This window comes from Teredinibacter waterburyi, assembly GCF_001922985.1.
Taxonomy (GTDB): Bacteria; Pseudomonadota; Gammaproteobacteria; order Pseudomonadales; family Cellvibrionaceae; genus Teredinibacter; species Teredinibacter waterburyi.
In genome coordinates this window covers 1-551 of the sequence record NZ_MRUH01000042.1, presented here as the reverse complement: position 1 = coordinate 551, position 551 = coordinate 1, and the positions used below count along the sequence as shown (strand labels likewise).

At 41.2% G+C, this 551-nt stretch carries 1 protein-coding gene; it reads right to left on the bottom strand.

What is annotated here, in order from left to right; genetic code table 11:
• Positions 1-173: 173 nt before the first annotated feature.
• The coding region (locus IDZ20_RS04880) for a hypothetical protein (RefSeq protein ID WP_223144898.1) at positions 174-551 on the bottom strand (378 nt) is incomplete at its 5' end.

The following is a 551-nucleotide window of genomic DNA, read 5'->3' as shown; positions in this document are numbered from 1 at the left end:
ACAGAAAACAACACCTATAAATTACAAGCCCTACTCTACTACCCGTTAAGACGCATAACGCCTTTGTCAGCCGCGTTTTGGTTGTAGTGGATTTTTGTGCAAAAATGGCCTAAGGCCATGCACAAAAAGGAACGAAGACCAAAACGTCGACTGGACAAACTTGTTATGTGATTTCACGGATGCCCCACTTCATTCATTAGATATACTTCATCAATTTCTTCAAAGCCACCAGACTTATAGAATATATATCCTATACAATCTGTAGAGCCAAGCACCCTGAGGAAATACCACCGAGTGAGTTGTACCACCAGTATATAGTCATCCTCTCTATGCACCTGTGACCATATAGAGGGCCAATATTTTTTTCCCTCCACTTTGATACTTTCTAGATTAACCCACCCAACTTCTTTAATTTGCTCATACGAGAAACCTGAGTATTTTACTCTCATCTCCTCGAGAATATTTCGTATCTGATCTTTCATAGCTTCACATAACGCCTCAATCAGCCGACGCTTCAGCGGTCGGCTGGATTGTTTTGTTAGAGGCTTTTT